Raw genomic sequence first — 21,867 nt, forward strand, 5'->3', positions numbered from 1 at the left:
ATGAAACAAGAAAGCAAACAATTTACGGTTTCAGTGTATACTGAAAATAATATTGGATTGTTGAATAGAATTTCAGCAATCTTTCAGCGAAGACATATCAATATTGAAAGTATCAACTCGTCGGTTTCAGAAATTGAAAACGTTTCAAAATGGACCATTGTGGTGAATCTTTCGGAAGAACGAATGAAAAAAATCATCGGTCAAATCGAAAAACAAGTCGAAGTCATAAAAGCGTATTATCACACCGAAGAAGAAATCATTTATCAAGAATCTTGCATTTTTAAAATGAAATCGGATTTATTATTTGATGAACGCCAAATTCAAAATATTATCAAAGACAGCAATGCGCGAATCGTCACGGTAAACAAACAATTTTTTGTCATAGAAAAATCGGGACGCAAAGAAGAAATTGAGCTGTTGTATAGAGAACTCAGCGCTTTCGGAATCATGCAATTTACACGTTCGGGACGTATTGCGGTTTCTAAAGAAGAAATGAAAATTTCAAAAATGTTGGAAACAATAAATCATTAAAATAGAAGCAAGAGTCTAGAATCAGGATTTTCTAGACGAATTCAAATAAAAATAAAAACACACGAGTAAGAAAGTCTAGATTCTTGACTCCAAAATAAAAAAAATCATGTCAAACTATTTCAATACACTATCATTACGAGCACAATTAGCACAATTAGGAAAATGTAGATTTATGAACGCTTCCGAATTTACGGAAGGTGTCAAAGCGCTGAAAGATAAGCAAATAGTCATTGTCGGTTGTGGCGCACAAGGACTGAATCAAGGATTAAACATGCGCGATTCTGGTTTGGATATTTCCTACGCATTACGACAAGCCGCTATTGATGAAGAACGTACTTCATACCAAAACGCAACTTCGCACGGTTTTAAAGTAGGAACATACAAACAACTCATTCCAACGGCAGATTTAGTATTAAATTTGACGCCAGACAAGCAACATACAAATGTGGTAAAATCCGTGATGCCTTTAATGAAAAAAGGCGCAACATTGAGTTATTCACACGGTTTTAATATTGTGGAAGAAGGCACAAAAATCCGTGAAGATATTACGGTAATTATGGTGGCGCCAAAATGTCCAGGAACGGAAGTTCGTGAAGAATACAACCGTGGTTTTGGAGTACCAACACTCATTGCAGTACATCCAGAAAATGATCCGGAAAACAAAGGTTGGGATCAAGCAAAAGCCTATGCAGTTGCTACTGGCGGACACAAAGCAGGTGTTTTGGAATCGTCGTTTATTGCAGAAGTAAAAAGTGATTTAATGGGCGAACAAACCATTTTATGTGGCGTGTTGCAAACAGGTTCTATTTTGGCTTTTGATAAAATGGTCGCTGATGGAATTGACGCAAATTATGCAGCAAAACTCATTCAATTAGGTTGGGAAACCATTACGGAAGCGTTAAAACATGGCGGAATTACCAATATGATGGATCGTTTGTCAAATCCTGCAAAAATCAAAGCATTCGGATTGTCAGAACAATTAAAATCCATTATGAAACCATTATTTGAGAAACACATGGACGATATTATTTCGGGACATTTCTCAGAAACCATGATGGAAGATTGGGCAAATGATGATAAAAACTTACTAAAATGGCGTGCAGCAACAGGCGAAACTGCTTTTGAAAAAACGCCGTTGACAACGGATCATATTTCGGAGCAAGAATACTTTGATCATGGAGTATTATTAGTTGCTTTTGTAAAATCGGGCGTGGAATTGGCGTTTGAAACAATGGTAAATGCAGGAATTATTGAAGATTCTGCTTATTACGAATCGTTACACGAATTGCCATTAATCGCAAATACAATTGCCAGAAAAAAACTATTTGAAATGAATCGCGTTATTTCTGATACGGCTGAATATGGTTGCTACTTATTTGATCATGCATGTAAACCTTTATTGAAAGACTTTATGGAAACGGTTGATACGTCTGTGATTGGAAAACCATTTTCAGCATCAAACGGCGTAGACAATCTGGATTTAATTGCGGTAAACGATTCCTTAAGAAATCATCCAATTGAAGCCGTTGGAAAACGACTCAGAGCTGCAATGACGGCAATGAAAACGATTAAGACGATTGTGAGTACAGAAAAAGCGGTTACGGTTTAAGTTTTGATTCTTTTCATTCCTGCAAAGACAAGAATCCAAAATGTTTTAAAATGGATTCCGCATCAAGTGCGGAATGACAGAGATATATCAATTTAAGACTTTGATACTAAACGGTAAAGTTTTAATCATTTGAAAAGTTTTATTTGATGTAAATCGTCTGTGTTCAGAAATAATGAACTGGCAAGCGGAATTGCGAAGCGTAGCTTCAAGCATGTAGCTTAGCTAGAGAATGGTGCGTAGCAATTTCCTATACACAGACTTGATTTTTTGGTTCGTTTTTTATCAAGAAAAAAAGAACGTTACTAAAATCGTGATTTCATACACTAGCGGTTAAAAACAGCAGTGATGTGATAAGGAAACTAAAAGTATCAATCACAATTAAAAATAATTAAAAAACACACTTTGCAAACAACCACAAAAACATACGCTCCAACGTTAGCAGCCATTAAAAACGCTGCGAATACACTCAAAGGCATTGCTTCGGTAACGCCTTTGAGTTATAATGATTATTATTCCAGAGAATTTAATTGTAATATCTACTTAAAACGAGAAGATTTACAACAAGTGCGTTCCTATAAAATTCGTGGTGCTTACAATAAAATTTCATCATTAACAGCAACACAAATAGAAAATGAAATTGTGTGTGCAAGTGCAGGAAATCATGCGCAAGGTGTCGCGTTGTCGTGTAAACTTTTACAAATAAAAGGCACGATATTTATGCCAACTCCAACACCAAATCAAAAGATTGAACAGGTTAAAATGTTTGGTGAAGAATATGTTGAGGTCATCTTAATTGGCGATACTTTTGACGATGCGTATCATGCAGCAATAGCGCAATCGGAGCGTTTAAATAAGACGTTTATTCATCCGTTTAACGACGAAAAAGTGATTGAAGGACAAGCTACAATCGGATTGGAAATTTTGAAGCAACTCGAAACGCCAATCGATTATGTATTTGTACCTGTTGGCGGTGGCGGATTGTCCGCAGGATTATCTTCTGTGTTTAAAATGTTGTCTCCAACAACAAAAATTATTGGTGTGGAACCAAAAGGTGCGCCTTCCATGTCAACATCTATCCAAAAAGAAAGAAATACAACCTTAAAAAGTATTGAAAACTTTGTCGATGGTGCCGCAGTAAAACGTGTGGGCGATTTGAATTTTGCCATCTGTAAAGAAAATTTACACCAAATGAGTACGGTTGATGAAGGCAATGTGTGTCAGACAATTTTAGATTTATACAACCGACAAGCCATTGTCGTTGAACCTGCAGGAGCTTTAAGTATAAGTGCATTATCGCAATATGCAACTGAAATAAAAGGGAAAAATGTAGTCTGTGTCGTTAGCGGAAGCAATAATGATATTACACGAACGGCAGAAATTAAAGAACGTGCGTTGTTGTATGCGAACTTAAAACACTATTTCATTATTAAATTTCCACAACGTGCAGGTGCTTTGCGCGAATTTGTAGCCGAGATTTTAGGGCCGACAGATGATATTACTCATTTTGAATACACAAAAAAAACCAATCGTGAAAACGGTGCGGCAGTCGTAGGATTGCAATTAAAAAATGCAGAAGATTTAGACGCATTGATTACGAAAATGAAATTAAAGAACTTTTATGGCGATTATTTGAATGATAAGCCTGATTTGTTTCAGTTTTTGGTGTAACTGCTTTTTCACCACGAATACACGAATTTTTTTAGTTTGTTTTTTTAGTTTGTTTTTTGTTGATTTGTCAATTTGTTATGCTTACTCTTGTGTTTTTGTCAACTTGTTATGAATTTAGAAACTTGCGTTAGTGTTGGAATACTTTTATGTGATGCAGAATCAAGTTCAGCATGCCGAAATGTTGTTACTTTCCAGTTCATCAGATTGAGTGATTTTTTGGAATAAAATGAAGAAAAATTGTATCGAAATCTAATTGATATAACCGCTTTTTCACCACGAATACACGAATTTTTTTAGTTTGTTTTTTGTTATGAATTTAGTATTATGATACTTTTATGCGATGCCGAATCAAGTTGAGTATGATGTATTAAATAATCTAAGAAGTCTAACAAAATCTATTTTTTAAACGGCGAATGTTCTTTAAACGATTTAATCTTAATGTTTTTGAGAAAAGGTTTCAAAATACTGTTTATTAGCGGTCTTTTGTGTCGTGTGTAGCAAGTTAAATCTTGTGGTTTGGCGCCTAATGTACTTTTAATTTCGGAAGCTGTTCTTCCTAAGTTGATGTGTTTTGCTCCGTATAAAATGCCCAAGCGCACATAATCATTTAAAATTCGTGGGTAAATGGCATACTCTTTATTTAAACCATAATTCAAACCGATAAAATGTGCGTCTAAATTCTCTTGATTGCGCATGGCAGATAAAAATCCAACTAATTTATTATTTAAAAAATAACCTTTTACAATAAACTGATCGCCAAAGTTTTTTTTGAGCAATATATACGTGTCTAAATCCAGTATTTGTGCATTAAAATTTGCATTGGTAATGGTGTTTTCATATAATGCTTGCAATTCGCTTTTATGCTGATCAATTTCTTGATAACTGAATGCTGTCGCGACTAAATTCTCACTCTTTCTATCGGCTCTATTGGCTTTTACTCTGTATTTCGATTTAAGCGCATCTTTATAATCATTAAAGGAGTTCCATTCGGGTTTGAGCGTGATGATCATATTTGGCTCTACTTTCATAGGCGCATAACCATAATCTTTCAGTTGATCGGTTAGCGGAAGCGATTTTTCTTTAAAATCTTTCACAAAAACAGCATGCAATTTTTTCGTTTCTTTCATTACTGTTTTTAACGCGGATACCAGTTCATGAAATACTGCATTTGTATCTTCATTTTCCTTAATAAACGTTCCGTATTCGCCACTTAAAAAGATATTTCCGCAAAACATAATTTTGGGTGAATTAGTAAAGAACAAACCATTAACCGTTTTTTTAAGCCATTTTGCAATCTTAATATTTTGTGTAATGGTTTTTATCTGAATCGTAACTACTTGTGTCGAAGCAAACCCAACTGCTTCCTTTTGATTGTTCACAATTACAATATACCGAAACGCAATATCGTCATTGGCAAGTTCATAAGCGCGTAAAAATTCGGGCGTATAATACGTATTTGTGCCACAACCTAATTGTTGCCAATACGCCGAAGGAATATCGTTTATGGTAGTATAAAAAATTGGCGGAGCATAACTCATTCGCGTTTTTTGACTTTGTTTAGGCTAACTAAATATACGCCAGCAAAAATTAGAATTGCAGCTACAATTTTAATCAAATCAAGTGAATCACTTCCAACGATTATAGCAAAAATTCCTGCAATTACAGGTTGAAGATATAAAAATGTAGTGACAGTTGACGCTTTTAATTCGCGCAATGCTAGCGGGTTTAGCAAGTAAGTCGCAAAAGTAGCACCTACAATTACAAATCCGACTTCAAAAAATATGTATGGCGAAAAAGAAGTCCAATCTACAGCGCTTAATTGTGAGAAACCGAATGGGAAAACCAAAATCGTTCCAAACAAAAACAACCATTTTATAAAGGTCAGCGGATGGTATTTATAAGTCAGTTTTTTGATGATGATAATATAAATACTATACGAAACGGCATTGATAAATACGAGTAAATTTCCAAGCGGAATATTGGTAGAATCTGCTGTAGATTTTCCATAAAAACTCAGTACTACTGCACCTGAAAGCCCTAAAAGAATTCCGATGATTTTGGTGGAAATTACTTTTTCCTTTAAAAAAATGGCGGATAATATCAGTACAATAATTGGGACAACAACCATAATCACCGAAGCGTGAATTGGAGTTGTGTATTCGAATCCTTTGAAAAAACAGAGCATATTAATGGCAATTCCGAAAACGGCGCCTAAAAAGAAGGTAAAATAATCTTTTCTATCAATCTTTTCTTTTGGTCCTAAAAAGCTAAATAGCCAAAATAAAACGCCAGCGCCAGCAACACGAAGCAATATAAATCCGAATGGTTTTATAAATCCGCCTTTTATCACATCGGAAGCAAAAGTAAATGTGATACCATAAAAAACTTGCACCATAAAGGCGGCAACAAAAGCAAAGGTTTTTTTCGGCATCATTACGAAAGAGCTTCTTTAGCCGCTGCGACTGTTTTGGCAGCGTTTCCAATGAAAATTTGGTTATCTGCCATAATCACAGGACGCTTTAAGAATGTATAATGTTCTAAAATATAGTGTTTATAATCTTTTTCACTTAGTTCCTGATTTTTTAAATCCATTTCCTTGTACAGCTTAGCACGTTTGCTAAATAATGCTTCATAACTTCCTGAAAGTGCATGCATTTCTTCCAGTTGCTTTACTGTAATAGCTTCTTCTTTAATGCCTTGCAAAACAAAATCGGGCGTTGGCTGAATCTCTTTAATAATTCGTTGACACGTGTTACAAGTTTTTAAGTGATATATTTTTTTCACAGGTTTCAAGTTTTAAAAAGAAGTTAGTTTATATTCGTCGCAATAACTTTTACAAAGAAAATTCATTTCAAGCAAAAATGAATACTTTTAATGAAAATATAGTAAAATATAGAAAATGAATTTTACACGAACCGTTACGCAAAATAACAGAAATGTTATCAAACGAATTTTAAAAGAAACAAGTTTAGAGGACTTAAATACGATTCCAACAGGATTTTCAAACAATATATTTTGGAACATTGCTCATATAGTAGTGACGCAACAATTATTGGTGTACAAATTATCAGGTGTGCCGATGCATATTTCAGATGAACTCGTTTCTAAGTACAAAAACAAAACAAAACCAGCAGGCAACGTTTCTCAAAAAGAAGTAGATGAAATTTATAATTTGCTAGATAGTTTATTAATAAAAACAGAAGAAGACCTAACAGCAGGAATCTTTAAAAACTATACTGAATATACACTTAGTTTAGGAACTACACTGAGTAACGTACATGAAGCTATTGAATTTAATAACATACATGAAGGTATTCATTACGGATATATTTTAGCACTAAAAAAAGCAATCTAAACTTATGGACTATTTTTTAATAATTACGATACTTGTATCCTTAGCCGCTGCTTTTGGATATGTTAATGTGCGATTTTTAAAATTGCCAAACACAATTGGCTTAATGCTAATTACAATTGTGTTTACGCTTGCTGTTTTTGCATTGAGTTATGTGGATGCAACCTTGCTTAACGCTGAAAAATATATCATTACACAAATAGATTTTAGAAGTGTATTGCTCGATATTATGCTGAGCTTTTTACTCTTTGCAGGCGCATTACATACAAACTTTGAACAACTCAAAGTGCAACGTTGGCCAGTATTGGTCTTTGCAACTTTTGGTGTCTTACTTTCTACGTTTTTAGTCGGAATTGTAATGTTTTATGTATTGCAAATCACAGGATTACAAGTAGACTTTATTTATTGTTTACTCTTTGGTGCGTTAATTTCTCCAACAGATCCAATTGCCGTATTAGGAATCTTAAAAAAAGCAGGTGTTCCTAAAAAGCTAGAAGCAAAAATTGTGGGCGAATCTTTGTTTAATGACGGAGTTGGCGTTGTTATTTTCTTGACAATATTTCAAATTGCAAATTCAGGTTCTGAAAACACAGGCATCGTTGGTATTGCAAAACTATTCGGCTTGGAAGTTATTGGTGGAATTCTTCTTGGAGGATTATTAGGTTGGATAACCTATAGATTATTAAAATCAATTGACGATTATGATATTGAAGTCATCATCACATTGGCAACGGTTATGGCAGGAACGGCAATTGCGCATAAACTACACGTGTCTGCGCCATTAGCGGTTGTAACTGCGGGATTAATTGTTGGAAACGACACCGTACGTGGAACCGCAATGTCTAAAGTAACAGAAACCTACGTCGATAAATTTTGGGAACTGATAGATATCTTATTAAACACCATTTTATTTGTATTAATCGGAATGGAAATGCTTGTCATTGCGTTTGAAACACAATACATTATTGCAGGATTAATAGCAATTCCGATTGTGCTTGCATGTAGATACATTTCTTTATTATTGCCTATAAAATTCTTTGAAAAACGACTCGATTTTGTCCCAAAAACCAATCTAATTATGACTTGGGGCGGATTGCGTGGCGGAATTTCTATTGCACTTGCGTTAGGACTAACAGCCGATATGCATCGTGATTTATTTTTAGTAATAACGTATGTAGTTGTGATATTCTCTATCTTAATTCAAGGATTGACTGTTGGGAAATTGGTAAAGAAGTTAAAGAAGGAATAACGGTCAAATAGTAAAAAGTGTTGGGTATTTTTTAACATCACGTTTAGAAAGTATCCAAACTTTAATACGACTCATACCATCTTAAAAAAGTCCAATTATCGTATATTTACGAGGTATTTAAAGTAAAAATAATGGAAGGCAAGAAAGCACTCACATACATACAAAACGTCTTAGAAAACATGCCCGCTAGTTGGTTGCGCCTAACTACGCATCGATTAGATATTTACACTGAAAAACTAGCGAAAGTTGAATTTTTAGACCAGTTTGAAAACTTATATAACGACACTAATTTTGAAAAATCCGCATTGAGCGAATTGCCAACTGCGTACGATTATATTCGTTTAGGACATCCATTATCGTGTGTGTTGGAATGGGGAATTGCAACATTGAACAATCTAAAACCAGAAAATGTAATTAGTTTTCAATCAGCAAGCATTCCTGTGATGGCAATATTGCGAAAAAACGTGCTATCCAATACAAATACACGAATTGTGTACACAGGCGAATTGCCAGCAATTTTTAATTCAGACATATTAAAACGTGTCTACAATTATAAGTTTGAATTGCTAAAGCTTGAAAACACAACAGGCATTTCAACTTTTGATGGAAGTACAATATTTGTATCACAACAAAATGAAATACAAACAATAGAATTTAATTCAAATATTGATTTTATCGTAAAAATACATTCAACATTAGGAAGTGTTTTAGTAGCGAACAATCAACAAGGTGAAAGCTATATTTCAGAAATTCAACACGTACGACGACGCGAAACAGTGTCAATGACGCCAGTAAATTGTTTGGTAGCTTTGCGCGAATTGACAAGTACTTCTTCTTCGGAAGAAAAGAAAAATACGCGATCGGAAGACAAAAAAATAGTGACGGATACCATTCGAGAAATTACCAATGTAAACACAAAAGCGTTGGCAGGTTCAAGCGGATTATCTATTCAATATGCCATTATGATGGGACTTGTGGACGATGCACTTGAAAATCATCCTGGAAAAGAAATCAAATTTATAGTGCCACCAAATTGTTATGGTGGAACCAACGATCAGGCGAGACGTGTAGCGGCTTGTATTGACAATGTAGAAGTGGTCGATTTACCTGTAGATGGCGACAATGATATGGTAAAAAGTGTCGATTCCGTTCTGACGGAAGTCGCACAAAAAGACGCTATTCCGTACATAATTGCTGAAATTCCAACAAATCCACGTGTGGAAGTTCCCGATTTAATCAAACTAAAAGAAGCATTAAGCAAAAAACGCAAAACAGCAACTGGAGAAACGGCGATTGAACCTGTTTTTATTTTAGATCAGACTTTTTGTCCGAACGTACACTTTTTAGGCGAAGGTGAAACACTTTCAACGGTTCGTGCAATTTCGTATTCGAGCGGATCAAAATTTCCAAGTGGCGGTTTGTGTACTGCTGGATACTGTATAGGAAATGAAAAAGCAGCAACATTGTTAGATGCTATAGAAAAGCACTTGATACTTTGCGATAACGAAGCGACCGATTTGCAATATGAAATACTAGCACAGCAAATGCCTTCTATGAATCAGCGAATTGCAGAAGCCTATAAAAATACACGTCAATTTGTAAGCTTTATTGAAGCGACATTGCCAACGGCGAAAATCAATTTTGTTTCAGAAGAATTGGCGGCACAAGGATTTACGCCATCGGTTTTTTCATTAGATCTTCCGACAAAAGGAGATACAGATGAAGCACGAGAAGCATACAAGCGAAAATTAAATCACAAGCTCATCAAAATGATGATTACCGAAATTCCAGATGAAAGCAAGTATTGTGTAAGTTACGGACAATTAAAAGGTTGTTATTGGACCATTCCTGCGACATCTACGCAAGGAACGACCAAAGAAGGTGACAAGGATTATATTGCACGTGTAGCGCTTTCCCCAAATATGGATTTGCAATTACATGAAGAAGTTTTCTTGGATTTTGTTGAGGAGATTTAGATTTGGTGTTAATTCGTTTTTTTGCCTGCGCTGAGCTTATCGAAATGTTTATTCGTTGATTTGAAACTCAAAACGTCACTTCGAGTGAATTTTTATAGAAAAATAGTACTTCGACAAGCTCAGTAGAACTATCGAGAGGTACTTAGAAACTAGTAATTGACTTGAATGCATTGGAGTAGATTCCTGCCTTCGCAGGAATGACAAATAGAAAAAAGTCTAATAATCTAAAAGCACTTGCATTGAGCATTATTGAGACTAAAATATTTTTTAGTTGAAAATACCTAGCGAAGCTATCGAAATGAAGTGTGTCTAAAAATCTAAAAGCAAAGCAAGTCTAACGATCTAAGAATCTATTTCCCTTCCTTTAAAGTCACATAAAAATTAGGATCTAGTTCAACTGTAGAAACTATATTTTTCATTTTCTTGGTCTGCCAATTAGTTGTTGGTGCAATCCATTCAAATTCTCCGTTAATTGCCACTCTGACTGGCATGTCAAAGGTAGCTGCTGAATTTTTCCAGCGAAACGCAAACGTATTACCATCTTTCTTGTAGCGTAATTCAGGAATATCTGTAGTTCGTAAATATTGATCGAACACAGCAGAAAAATCAATCCCTGATTTCTCACTAATATAATTTTCAATCTGTTGTGTATTCACAGTTTGATGGTAGAAATCTTTATTCAAACCTCGTAAAATACTGCGCCATTTTGCATCATCAGCAATCAACTGACGAATTGTATGCAACATATTTGCGCCTTTATAATACATGTCGCCCGAACCTTCATGATTTACATCGTACTGTCCAATAATTGGACGATCGTTTGCAATACTTCTGCGTGTACCAATTACATATTCTGCACTTGCTTTTTTCCCGTAGAAATAATCCAAAAATAAATTCTCAGAATAGGCTGTAAAACTCTCGTGAATCCACATATCAGCGATATCAATATTGGTAATATTATTGGCAAACCATTCGTGTCCCGATTCGTGAACAATGATAAAATCAAACTTCATTCCCCAACCTGTTCTGCTCAAATCAGAACCTCTATAACCGTTTCTATACCCATTTCCGTACGTAACCGAACTTTGGTGTTCCATTCCCAAATACGGCGCTTCTACAAGCTTATAACTATCTTCATAAAACGGATACGGTCCAAACCAATGCTCAAAAGCTTCCATGGTTCGTGTCGCATCTTTAAACTGTTCTTTTGCTTTGTCTAAATTATCTCGCAACACATAATAATCCATGTCCAATTCGCCATTTTCTCCTTTGTACTTTTCGCCAAAATGCACATAATCGCCAATATTAATATTCACACCATAATTATTAATAGGATTCACCACATTCCAATGATAGGTTTTTGTTTCGTTCTCTTTTTCTTCTACTTTGATCAAACGTCCGTTAGAAACATTCATTAAATTCTTAGGTACATTCACACTAATTTTCATGCTGTCTACTTCGTCATACATGTGATCTTTACACGGCCACCAAACACTTGCGCCCAATCCTTGACATGAAGAAGCCACAAAAGGCAATCCGTTAGCATCTTTTTTCCAAGTAATTCCGCCATCCCACGGTGGACGTCTGGCTACTTTAGGTTTTCCTTCATAAAAAACCTGTACACTATATATTTTTCCTAATTTTTGTTTTTCTTTGAGATGAATAAAGTGAGCATTTCCATCGTGAACAATATCCAATTCTTTTCCGTTTTGAATAGCTTTGGTCATTTGTAATGGCGGTTGTAAATCTACTTGAAGCGTCTTTTGTCCTTTTTTAACTACTTTATATTGAATGGTGTTGCTTCCCGCGATTGTTTTTTCGTTCGGATCAACTGTAATATCCAAATGATAATGTGTCAAATCCCACCAAACGCGTTCTGGCGTAATGGAGCCGCGTAAACTATCTTGCTTTGTAAAATTTTGAGAAAAGGCTTGCAAGCTGGTAAACGCAAACACCAAAAGTAAATATGCTGAAAAGTTTTTATTTTTATACATCGTTTCGACTAAAAAGTTACGTAGCAATAAAGGTACAGTTATAATCTGAAAACCAAAAAATGAAAACCTACATTTGTAAAAGCGATACAGAATCAACTCATAAAAAGACGCTATTAAAATAAAACGCAACAGATGAAATTCAACACCAAAACCATACATGGCGGACAGCAACCTGACAAAGCTTATGGAGCTGTGATGCCACCAATTTACCAAACATCTACGTTTGCACAAAGTACGCCAGGCGGACATAAAGGATACGAATACGGACGTACGCATAATCCAACACGAAATGCACTAGAAAATGGTTTGGCAAGCATAGAAAACGGAAATTACGGCTTGGCTTTTGGTTCGGGTTTGGCGGCTATTGACGCGGTTCTTAAATTACTAAAATCGGGCGATGAGGTTATTTCTACAAATGATTTATATGGCGGAACGTATCGATTATTCACTAAGATTTTTGAAGCTTACGGAATCAAATTTCACTTTATTGGAATGGAAAATGCTGCCAATATTGAAAACTATATCAATAAAAAAACCAAGCTTATTTGGGTGGAAACGCCAACCAATCCAATGATGAATATTATTGATATTGAAACAGCTGCCACAATTGCTAAAAAACACAAAATACTATTAGCAGTTGACAATACGTTTGCAACGCCGTATTTGCAACGCCCGTTAGATTTAGGTGCAGATATTGTAATGCATTCCGCTACAAAATATATTGGTGGACATAGCGATTTGGTGATGGGCGCTTTGGTGGTAAAAGACAAAGAAATTGCAGATAAACTATATTTTATACAAAATGCAAGTGGTGCTATTTGTGGGCCAATGGATAGTTTTTTAGCATTGCGCGGTCTTAAAACCTTGCATGTACGTATGCAACGACATTGCGAAAACGGAAAAGCGATTGCTGAGTATTTGGCAAAGCATCCGAATGTGGAAAAAGTATATTGGCCAGGCTTTACAGATCATCCAAATCATGAGATTGCTAAAAAGCAAATGGATGATTTTGGTGGGATGATTTCTTTTGTGGCGAAAGGAAATGAGTACGATCAAGCAATTAAGATCGTTGAGAATTTAAAAATATTCACACTGGCAGAATCTTTAGGTGGTGTAGAATCGTTGGCTGGTCATCCTGCAAGCATGACGCACGCAAGTATTCCGAAAGCGGTAAGAGAAAAAGTAGGTGTCGTTGATGCGTTAATTCGCCTCAGCGTAGGAATTGAAGATATTGATGATTTAATAGCAGATTTAGCGCAAGCGCTTGAAAAATAAGATCGTTCAATTTTAATGATAAAAAAAGCCATTCTCAACAGAATGGCTTTTGTATATATTGTATTATTTCTTAAAAATTTAAATAGTAAATATAACCTACACTAATTACAAAACTCCAATCGTTTGCTTTGTTTTCTGGATATAGGTTTTCATCAGGATTCAATCCATCAACCCAGTTAGAAAAATAATATCTCCAACGTAGATCGAGTAATAAATCGGATGTTTCGGTAAACTTATAACGTGTTCCTACACTTGCCACAATAGACCATGTAGAACCAGATTCGTTTCTGAAAGCATTTTGATATTTTACAGGCAATACACCAGGATCTAGTAAAGGTCCTAAGTCGGACTCAACAGTTGGTGTAAAATAATGATATTGTGCTCCTAAAGCTGCATAAGGCGCTAGTAAATAACCACCACTTTCAAATTCACGAATACTTCTTGGAAAAAATTCCAACTGTGTTCCTAAATTTATTACACGAGTATTTCCGTTCATGGCACGCAATTGATCTGCGGTTAATGAAACTTTATCGTCTCCAACATATCTACCAAAGTGTTCTAAATTAACTGTAGTAAAAGTTAATTCGTTTCTTACTTTAAAATGATCGTTGAAATACGTATATCGTGTAAAACAGTTGCATTCTGCGCGATACGAGAAGTTTAAATAATGAACAATACCAAATTCGGCACCAACATTTCCAATGTTCGTATCAAAATCGTTACGCTCACCATAATCAGACTGGAATGCGTTTGGTCCAATAATGAAACCAATTTCATGAGAAAATCCGAATTGGGCATAAGTAGTCCCAACACACATTAGCATGAAAAGTAGTAGGATAGGGCGTATTCTATTTAACATGTTATAAATCAGTATTTATATGAGGCTTTAAAGCAAATATATAAAAACCCTCAATACAAAAAAACAAAAAGTGTATTATCTAATGTTTATTATTCAAAAGGTACACGTATGGAGTGTTTAATTGATAACGTATCAAAAATTATCAAATTATAAAAAAAAGGGTGTTTTTTTTTAATTAAATGTATATTTGTAGGGTTAAATAATGATATTAATAAAAATATGTTAATCAAACTTCGTTTATGGAAGCAAAAGTAAAAGACTTTTTAGACTTGGTAAAGCAGACAAACGGACACGAATCTGAATTTCTACAAGCAGTTCAGGAAGTTGCGGAAGCTGTAATCCCTTATATTGAAGGTAAGGAAAAGTATAATGGAACAAAGATTCTTGAGAGAATGGTTGAACCTGAACGTGTAATTATGTTTAGAGTTTCGTGGGTAGATGATAATGGAGAAACTCAAGTAAATCGCGGATATAGAATTGAAATGAATTCTGCTATTGGACCTTATAAAGGTGGATTGCGTTTTCATCCAAGTGTAAATTTAAGTATCCTTAAATTCTTAGCATTTGAACAAGTATTTAAAAATAGCTTAACAACACTTCCTATGGGCGGTGGAAAAGGAGGATCGGATTTTAACCCAAAAGGAAAATCTGATGTAGAAATTATGCGTTTCTGTCAAGCATTTATGTCTGAGTTGTTTAGACATATTGGTCCCAATACAGACGTTCCTGCTGGAGATATTGGAGTTGGTGGTCGTGAGATTGGATACATGTTTGGAATGTATAAAAAACTACGAAACGAATTTACGGGAGTTCTTACTGGAAAAGGAATTACTTGGGGCGGATCGTTAATTCGTCCAGAAGCAACAGGATACGGAAACGTATACTTTGCACAAAGTATGCTTGGAACAAAAGGAGCATCGTTTGAAGGAAAAGTAGTTTCAATTTCTGGTTCTGGAAATGTAGCACAATATGCTGCCGAGAAAGCAACCGAATTAGGAGGAAAAGTTGTGACAATGTCTGATTCTTCTGGATATATTTATGATGCAGATGGAATTGATGCTGAGAAATTAGCTTTCATCATGGAATTGAAAAATGTAAAAAGAGGAAGAATTCACGAATACGTGGAAAAATATCCTTCTGCAACTTTTCATAAAGGAGAAAGACCTTGGAGTGTAGCGTGTGACGTTGCATTGCCATGTGCAACTCAAAATGAATTGGACGGAGACGAAGCACAATCTTTAGTTGATAATGGTTGTATTTGTGTGAGTGAAGGAGCAAACATGCCTTCTACACCAGAAGCTATTGAAGTATTTTTAAACAATAAAATATTATTTGCACCTGGAAAAGCATCAAATGCTGGTGGAGTAGCAACTTCTGGTTTAGAAATGACACAAAACTCATTGCGTTACAACTGGACACGTGAAGAAGTAGATGCGAAGTTAAAGCAGATTATGAAAGATATTCATGAAGCTTGTGAAGCATACGGAAAAGATGAAAATGGATTTATCGACTATGTAAAAGGAGCCAATATTGCTGGTTTTGTAAAAGTAGCAGACGCTATGATTGCACAAGGAGTCATATAAATAACATCCAAAAACGATATAAAAGCTTTCTACTGTAATGGTAGAAAGCTTTTTTTATGACAATAATATATGATAACCAATTCATTTACGTTATTATTAAATATATTTGGACAAATATTCTAAAAAATAGAAACTACCAACACACTTGTTGCGGTAAAGTATTCAAAAATAAATACATAAGTGCTATTAAAAACAGCATTAAAATAAAAATAGACAGATGAAGAAAAGTTTGTACTTACTACTACTTATATGTTATGTTTCGGGACATGGACAATCTGCTAACAATACTTGGTTAGGTCATTATTCTTATAATAATGTGATTGATATATCACAAAGTTCAGACAAAATATATGGAGCTTGTGACAATTCGTTTTTTACGTATGACTTGCAAACAAACGAAATTGCGAAGTATTCTACCATAAATGGACTTGCAGGAGAAGAAATAAGTACCGCTTTTTACAGTCAGTCAGGAGACAAATATGTACTTGGTTACAGCAACGGACTTATTGAGGTTTTCGATCCAATCACAGAAGAAATAAATAAAGTCGTAGATATTGTAGACAAACCAACAATTCCGCCAAACGAAAAAAGAATCAATCACATCTTAGAGTACAACAATATCTTATATCTTTCTACCGATTTTGGAATTTCGCTGTATGATGTAAATACTTTAGAGTTTGGAGATACGTATTTTATTGGTCCAAACGGAAGTCAAATAGAAATACGCCAAACGACCATTTTTGGAGAATATATATACGCAGCTACCGAAATAGGCGTGTTTAGAGCTATTGTTGACAATGATAATTTGATTGATTTTGCCGAGTGGGAACGTATCAATTCAAATAACTGGCGAGGAATAATTGCTTTTGGTGAAGATTTATACGCAACTTCTTTAACAAGGAGAGTTTTTAAATTTAATGGAACAAGTTTCTCCCTTCAATCTCAAGTTCCACAATTCGCAACGTTTATAGAAGACTTAAAAGTAACCGATAATTACATGATTGTTGCGCACGATCAAGAAATACATGTATTAGATACGGAACTCAATGAAATTGTGGGTGTTCAGTCTTTAGAAGAATATCCAGAACTCGAATTTAACTCAGCATTACTTTTAGGAAATACCTTATACTTAGGAACAGAATCAGAAGGAATTTTGGAAACTGAATTTCCAATGCCAACGACAGCGAACCAAATACTACCCGACGGACCTTTGCTAAACGATACATTTTCTATCACGGCAATTCCTAACGAACTTTGGGTTGTATATGGCGATTATACCGCAGGATACGATCCATATCCGCTAGATGATAGAGGTGTAAGTCACTTGCAAGACATGGCGTGGGTAAATTTGAGATACACACCAGACTTTGATGCCAAAAGTATTGTGCATGCTACGGTAAATCCTTCAAACCAAAATGAAGTGTTTTTAAGTTCATTTTTCTCTGGAATATTAAAAATAGAAAACAATGAGCCCGTTGAAATTTTAAACACAACCAATAGTGACTTAGAATCCTTAGACATTGGTATTCCTACATATATTGACATACGAATTGGTGAAACAGAATTTGATGCCAATGGAGATCTTTGGGTATTAAATTCAAAAATTGAAAACGGAATCAAAGTATTGCGCAGTGGCGGACAATGGGATTCGTATTCTATCTCAGAAGCTATAAGCGATCCTGTTTTTGGTGAAAATGCACTTTCTAAAGTAGAAATTACAGACAACAACATAAAATTTATTGCAACACAATCACATGGCGTTTTAGCGTTTGATGAAACACGTAGTGAAGGTTCACGTTTTACTTCCATAGGCGAAGAAGAAGATGGAAACTTGCCAACAACGGATGTAAGAGCATTGCGTATTGATAAAACTGGAAACCTTTGGATAGGAACCGTAAAAGGAATTCGTGTATACTTTGGTGCTTCGGGTATATTTGATGATGATGATCCGCAATCAGACGATATAATTATTGTAGATGAAGATGGTGTGCCAAAAGAATTGCTATTTGAGCAAACAGTTACAGATATAGAAGTAGATGGTTCTAACAACAAATGGATTGCAACTTCGTCTTCGGGCGTATTTTACATGTCTCCAGATGCTACAGAAACCTTAGCGCACTTTACAAAAGACAACTCGCCGTTGCCAACAAACAATGTCAATAATATTGAAATTGATTCGGAAACAGGGCGTGTGTATATCGCTACTACAAAAGGATTGTTATCTTTTCAAGGAACAGCAACAGCGCCAAAAGAAACGCTCGAAAATGTATTTGCATATCCAAACCCTGTACGACCAGGATTTGATGGAAACTTGACAATTACAGGTTTAACCAACAATGCAAATGTGAAAATTACAGACATTGAAGGAAACCTAGTATTTGAAACCACTACAGAAGGTGGAACTTTACTTTGGGATTTAACTGCCTTTGGAAGACACAAAGTTGCCACAGGTGTATATCTTATCTTAATTGCTAGCGAAGATGGACTCGAAAGCAAAGTTACCAAAGTGATGATTGTTCGTTAAATGTTAGTTACCACAAAAGCAATAGTAATATCAACTATAAAATATGGTGATGCAGGTGTTATTGCAAAATGTTTTACAGCTTCTGATGGTATAAAAAGTTATTTGCTTCGCGGAATTCTCAAATCTAAAAAAGGCAAGCTTAAAATTGCGTACTTTCAACCATTAATGCAGCTTGAAATTGTTGCAAATCATAAAAACAAAGGAAGTTTAGAATACATTAAAGACGTTAAAACAGTATATCCGTACACGTCAATTCATACACAAATTGCCAAAAGTGCTATTGTATTATTTTTATCAGAAATATTAAACTATTCCATTCAAGAAGAAGAAAAAAACGATGCGTTGTTTCAATTTATAGAAAATGCGCTACAATGGCTCGATATGAATAACGAAATTGCCAACTTTCATCTTGTATTTTTAACCAATCTAACCAAGTATTTTGGGTTTTATCCTGAAACAAAACACATTCACAAATCATATTTTGATTTACAAGAAGGTCAATTCTTTGATCAAAGCACGATGAATGAATGCGTAACAGGTGAAAATTTAACGTATTTCAAACAGCTATTAGGCATAAAATTTGATGCACAAAATACCATAATGTTATCTTCGCTAAGAAGAAATGAAATTCTTGCAATATTCATTCAATATTTTAAATTACATTTGCAAGGATTTAGGGAACCAAAATCAATGGAAGTGTTACATGAAGTATTCAAATAAAATAAAAGGCATTTTAGGTATAATATCTTTTATTTTCTCCCAAGTTCTTTTTGGTCAAGAAATTCAAGTAAAAGATATTGTAAACGATAGAAACATCTCTAACGTAAATGTGTATAATGCCGATCAGTCTGAAGGCGGTATCACAAACGCAAGGGGGAAAATTGATGTTTCCATTTTTAAAGATGATGAAAAAATTACGTTTCGTCACATTTCTTATTTGCCAGTTACATTCACAAAGCAACAAATTCTCGAAAACAACAATATCGTCTATCTTGTCAAAAGAACCGCCGAATTATCAAAAATTGTGATTTCGGTCTCCAAATGGCAACAAAACAAAAAAGAAATCCCCAAAAAAGTGGTCAGCATTGATAGCAAAGAAATTATTTATTCAGCACCACAAACTGCAGCCGATTTATTAGAAAAAAGTGGAAAAGTATTTGTCCAAAAAAGTCAATTAGGTGGTGGAAGCCCAATGATTAGAGGATTTTCTACAAACAGATTGCTACTTTCGGTAGATGGTGTGCGCATGAACAATGCTATTTTCCGTGGCGGGAACGTTCAAAATGTCATCTCAATTGATCCGTTTAACATAAACAATACCGAAGTAATACTCGGTCCAGGATCGGTCATATATGGAAGTGACGCTATTGGTGGTGTGATGAATTTTTACACAAAAACACCCAAACTATCATGGAATGACAAAACACTCATTTCCGGAAATGCAAACGTACGTTATGCATCTGCAAACACTGAAAAAACAGGACATTTTGATGTCAATATAGGACTCAAAAAATGGGCGTTTCTAACCAGTGTGAGTTACAGTGATTTTGACGATTTGCGCATGGGAAGAAGAGGTAATGACGCATACTTACGACCAGAATTTGTAGCAATAATCAATGGAGAAGATGCGGTAATAAATAATGCAAATCCGATCAATCAACGTTTTACAGGATATAGTCAAATCAATCTAGCACAGCGAATAAAGTTAGTTTCAGATGATATTTGGGAATTTGATTTAGGGTTGCACTATTCGGCTACTTCAAACCTTCCTCGTTACGATCGTTTAATAGAATACCGAAACGAAACGCTGCGTTATGGCGATTGGTTTTACGGTCCACAACGATGGTTTATGGCAAACTTTCAAACACAAAAAAAAGGGAACAATACCTATTACGATAACGTAAAATTCACCAATGCTTATCAACGATTTGAAGAAAGCAGAAACAAGCGTAATTTTCAGGACATTATTAGAAACGTGACTGAAGAAAAAGTAGATGCCATTTCTTCCAGTTTAGATTTTGAAAAAAGATTCAATCCAAAAATAAAAACATTTTACGGGCTAGAATATGTGTACAACAAAGTACATTCGGATGGATACGATAAAAACATTACCACAGACGAAATTACCGATGCAGCTTCCCGATATCCGAGTGGAGCTACTTGGCAATCGATAGCGACGTATGCAAGTTTAGAATACAAGCCCAATCCTAAATTTACACTTCAGTCAGGATTGCGCTACAATCACATACTTATCAATGCAGATTTTGACACTACATTCTTTCCATTTCCGTTTACAGATGCTAGGACAAATACAGGTGCTTTTACAGGAAGTGTAGGCTTTAGTTGGTTGCCAAACAAATGGCAAATTACAGCCAATATTGGAACTGCTTTTAGAGCGCCAAACATTGATGATATAGGAAAAGTATTCGACTCTGAACCAGGTTCTGTTGTAGTGCCAAATCCTAACCTGACTCCAGAGTATGCGTACAGTGCCGAATTTGGAATTCAGAAAAAAATAGGAAGTAGTTTCGACTTAAACTTTACCGCTTTTTATACCTTATTGGATGATGCATTAATTCGCAAAGACTTTAATTTGAATGGTGAAACAGAAATTATTTATAATGGAGAATTAAGCAATGTACAAGCCATTCAAAATGCTTCAAAAGTATACACGTATGGTTTTGAATTTGGCTTTGCGGCAAAATTTGATAAAAGAACAAAAATTACAGCCGATTTAATCATTCCTCGTGGAGAAGAAGAGCAAGCGGATGGCACAAAAGTTCCGTTACGACATGTGTCGCCCATCTTTGGGAACTTTCATTTCATATATAAAACTAACAGATTAAAACTTGACTTTTTTGCGAATTATAATGGGTCAATAACGCACAACAATTTAGCGCCATCGGAACGTAGCAAAGCGTATTTATATGCTACTGATGTAGATGGAAACCCGTATTCGCCTTCTTGGCTCACAATCAATGCAAAATCGAATTTTGAAATAAATGAAAACATAAACATCACAGCTTCTCTCGAAAACATAACCGACCAGCGTTATAGAGTCTATTCATCTGGTATCTCTGCACCAGGAAGAAACTTGGTTTTAGGACTTAATTACAGTTTTTAGACCCTTAAAATAAAGAAAAAACTTTCAAAACTTTGCTGCTCTAGAAATTTAACGATAATTATATCGAATAATTCATAGTTTTCATCTAAATTATGTGATCAAAAGTCCCAAAACAACCAAAAA

16 protein-coding genes are annotated in these 21,867 nt (G+C 35.0%); 11 read left to right on the top strand and 5 right to left on the bottom strand.

From position 1 onward, the window contains the following. The 3 genes from ilvN (at position 1) to ilvA (ending at position 3,808) form a co-directional block, all read left to right on the top strand. Complete coding sequence (gene ilvN / locus AB8B65_RS10450; RefSeq protein ID WP_405300916.1) at positions 1-531, top strand: acetolactate synthase small subunit; 531 nt, start codon at positions 1-3, stop codon at positions 529-531. 106 nt (positions 532-637) lie between these two features. Further along, on the top strand, positions 638-2,140 hold the full coding sequence (gene ilvC / locus AB8B65_RS10455) for a ketol-acid reductoisomerase (protein ID WP_405300917.1): 1,503 nt from the start codon (positions 638-640) through the stop codon (positions 2,138-2,140). Positions 2,141-2,542: 402 nt separating this feature from the next. Further along, the gene (ilvA, locus tag AB8B65_RS10460) at positions 2,543-3,808 is read left to right on the top strand and encodes a threonine ammonia-lyase IlvA (protein WP_405300918.1); all 1,266 of its coding nucleotides are present in this window, start codon (positions 2,543-2,545) and stop codon (positions 3,806-3,808) included. Positions 3,809-4,203: 395 nt separating this feature from the next. On the opposite strand, the gene AB8B65_RS10465 is transcribed toward ilvA, so the two are convergent. Genes AB8B65_RS10465 through AB8B65_RS10475 form a run of 3 tightly spaced genes read right to left on the bottom strand, consistent with a single transcriptional unit; the run spans position 4,204 to position 6,592 of the window. Continuing rightward, positions 4,204-5,346, bottom strand: coding sequence for a hypothetical protein (locus tag AB8B65_RS10465; protein WP_405300919.1), 1,143 nt, complete (start codon positions 5,344-5,346; stop codon positions 4,204-4,206). Beyond that, positions 5,343-6,239, bottom strand: coding sequence for a DMT family transporter (locus AB8B65_RS10470; RefSeq protein WP_405300938.1), 897 nt, complete (start codon positions 6,237-6,239; stop codon positions 5,343-5,345). Before AB8B65_RS10470 ends, AB8B65_RS10465 begins: the two co-directional genes overlap by 4 nt. A 2-nt stretch (positions 6,240-6,241) precedes the next feature. After that, positions 6,242-6,592 carry an arsenate reductase family protein gene (locus AB8B65_RS10475; RefSeq protein ID WP_405300920.1) on the bottom strand — a complete coding sequence of 117 codons (351 nt, stop codon included), beginning with the start codon at positions 6,590-6,592 and terminating at the stop codon, positions 6,242-6,244. A gap of 115 nt (positions 6,593-6,707) precedes the next feature. On the opposite strand from AB8B65_RS10475, the gene AB8B65_RS10480 reads away from it, so the two are divergent. The 3 genes from AB8B65_RS10480 (at position 6,708) to AB8B65_RS10490 (ending at position 10,385) form a co-directional block, all read left to right on the top strand. Then, positions 6,708-7,163, top strand: coding sequence for a DinB family protein (locus tag AB8B65_RS10480; protein WP_405300921.1), 456 nt, complete (start codon positions 6,708-6,710; stop codon positions 7,161-7,163). A 4-nt stretch (positions 7,164-7,167) separates the two neighbouring features. Then, entirely contained in the window at positions 7,168-8,409 is a 1,242-nt protein-coding gene (locus AB8B65_RS10485; RefSeq protein ID WP_405300922.1) for a cation:proton antiporter, read from the top strand. 131 nt (positions 8,410-8,540) lie between these two features. After that, positions 8,541-10,385, top strand: coding sequence for a cystathionine beta-synthase (locus AB8B65_RS10490; protein WP_405300923.1), 1,845 nt, complete (start codon positions 8,541-8,543; stop codon positions 10,383-10,385). Positions 10,386-10,735: 350 nt separating this feature from the next. On the opposite strand, the gene AB8B65_RS10495 is transcribed toward AB8B65_RS10490, so the two are convergent. Then, the gene (locus AB8B65_RS10495; RefSeq protein ID WP_405300924.1) at positions 10,736-12,379 is read right to left on the bottom strand and encodes a M1 family metallopeptidase; all 1,644 of its coding nucleotides are present in this window, start codon (positions 12,377-12,379) and stop codon (positions 10,736-10,738) included. Between the two features lie 132 nt (positions 12,380-12,511). On the opposite strand from AB8B65_RS10495, the gene AB8B65_RS10500 reads away from it, so the two are divergent. Beyond that, positions 12,512-13,654: a cystathionine gamma-synthase gene (locus tag AB8B65_RS10500; RefSeq protein WP_405300925.1), complete on the top strand. Its 1,143-nt coding sequence runs from the start codon at positions 12,512-12,514 to the stop codon at positions 13,652-13,654. Positions 13,655-13,724: 70 nt separating this feature from the next. Here AB8B65_RS10500 and AB8B65_RS10505 read toward each other — a convergent pair whose 3' ends face one another. Next, complete coding sequence (locus AB8B65_RS10505) at positions 13,725-14,513, bottom strand: THC0290_0291 family protein (protein WP_405300926.1); 789 nt, start codon at positions 14,511-14,513, stop codon at positions 13,725-13,727. A gap of 239 nt (positions 14,514-14,752) precedes the next feature. Here AB8B65_RS10505 and gdhA point away from each other — a divergent pair, with 239 nt between their 5' ends. From gdhA to AB8B65_RS10525, 4 genes are all read left to right on the top strand, one after another. Continuing rightward, the gene (gene gdhA / locus AB8B65_RS10510) at positions 14,753-16,096 is read left to right on the top strand and encodes an NADP-specific glutamate dehydrogenase (RefSeq protein WP_405300928.1); all 1,344 of its coding nucleotides are present in this window, start codon (positions 14,753-14,755) and stop codon (positions 16,094-16,096) included. A gap of 217 nt (positions 16,097-16,313) precedes the next feature. Then, complete coding sequence (locus AB8B65_RS10515) at positions 16,314-18,620, top strand: two-component regulator propeller domain-containing protein (protein WP_405300929.1); 2,307 nt, start codon at positions 16,314-16,316, stop codon at positions 18,618-18,620. Further along, positions 18,621-19,340: a DNA repair protein RecO gene (gene recO, locus AB8B65_RS10520; RefSeq protein WP_405300930.1), complete on the top strand. Its 720-nt coding sequence runs from the start codon at positions 18,621-18,623 to the stop codon at positions 19,338-19,340. It abuts the gene before it with no gap. Beyond that, entirely contained in the window at positions 19,324-21,744 is a 2,421-nt protein-coding gene (locus AB8B65_RS10525) for a TonB-dependent receptor plug domain-containing protein (protein WP_405300932.1), read from the top strand. Before recO ends, AB8B65_RS10525 begins: the two co-directional genes overlap by 17 nt. The last annotated feature ends 123 nt before the right edge of the window (positions 21,745-21,867 follow it).

This window comes from Kordia sp. (assembly GCF_045105435.1).
Classification (GTDB): Bacteria; Bacteroidota; Bacteroidia; order Flavobacteriales; family Flavobacteriaceae; genus Kordia.

Coding starts and splice junctions, on each gene's coding strand:
- AB8B65_RS10505 (WP_405300926.1), bottom strand. CDS start 14,513: ATGTTAAATAGAATACGCCCTATCCTACTACTTTTCATGCTAATGTGT.
- AB8B65_RS10485 (WP_405300922.1), top strand. CDS start 7,168: ATGGACTATTTTTTAATAATTACGATACTTGTATCCTTAGCCGCTGCT.
- gdhA (WP_405300928.1), top strand. CDS start 14,753: ATGGAAGCAAAAGTAAAAGACTTTTTAGACTTGGTAAAGCAGACAAAC.
- AB8B65_RS10490 (WP_405300923.1), top strand. CDS start 8,541: ATGGAAGGCAAGAAAGCACTCACATACATACAAAACGTCTTAGAAAAC.
- AB8B65_RS10525 (WP_405300932.1), top strand. CDS start 19,324: ATGAAGTATTCAAATAAAATAAAAGGCATTTTAGGTATAATATCTTTT.
- AB8B65_RS10480 (WP_405300921.1), top strand. CDS start 6,708: ATGAATTTTACACGAACCGTTACGCAAAATAACAGAAATGTTATCAAA.
- AB8B65_RS10515 (WP_405300929.1), top strand. CDS start 16,314: ATGAAGAAAAGTTTGTACTTACTACTACTTATATGTTATGTTTCGGGA.
- AB8B65_RS10500 (WP_405300925.1), top strand. CDS start 12,512: ATGAAATTCAACACCAAAACCATACATGGCGGACAGCAACCTGACAAA.
- AB8B65_RS10495 (WP_405300924.1), bottom strand. CDS start 12,379: ATGTATAAAAATAAAAACTTTTCAGCATATTTACTTTTGGTGTTTGCG.
- AB8B65_RS10465 (WP_405300919.1), bottom strand. CDS start 5,346: ATGAGTTATGCTCCGCCAATTTTTTATACTACCATAAACGATATTCCT.
- AB8B65_RS10470 (WP_405300938.1), bottom strand. CDS start 6,239: ATGCCGAAAAAAACCTTTGCTTTTGTTGCCGCCTTTATGGTGCAAGTT.
- recO (WP_405300930.1), top strand. CDS start 18,621: ATGTTAGTTACCACAAAAGCAATAGTAATATCAACTATAAAATATGGT.
- ilvN (WP_405300916.1), top strand. CDS start 1: ATGAAACAAGAAAGCAAACAATTTACGGTTTCAGTGTATACTGAAAAT.
- ilvC (WP_405300917.1), top strand. CDS start 638: ATGTCAAACTATTTCAATACACTATCATTACGAGCACAATTAGCACAA.